At 55.4% G+C, this 314-nt stretch carries 1 protein-coding gene; it reads right to left on the minus strand.

The annotated features are described in order from the left end of the window. Positions 1-314: FIDD domain-containing protein (locus KJK34_RS15170; RefSeq protein ID WP_223054710.1), on the minus strand; the 314-nt coding region annotated here is incomplete at both ends.

Here is a 314-nt window from a genome sequence, read left to right on the forward strand (position 1 = left end):
TTGTTGTCATAGGCGGCCTGGTCGAGGTAGAACCTTACGGTGTAGTCGTCCGGGTTAAGGCCTGCGGCCAGTATCTGTGGTATGTGCTCATTCAGGATGAAGGTGTGGATGCCGTCGGTGTTGTCTTCACAGTAGGCGTTTGGCGGTATTACGCCGTTTACGCCAAGCTCCGGAAGCGGGTTCACGATAAGCTCCAGCTCTACTACTTCATAGCATACCACATCGTTAGGGTTGCCGGTGTTGGCTTCTACCCTTACCCATACGCTGCCGCTGGCGCTCTGGTAGGCTTCAGGGGTGGCTATCGGGTTGGTATC

This window comes from Flavobacterium coralii, assembly GCF_019891545.1.
GTDB lineage: Bacteria > Bacteroidota > Bacteroidia > Flavobacteriales > Flavobacteriaceae > Flavobacterium > Flavobacterium coralii.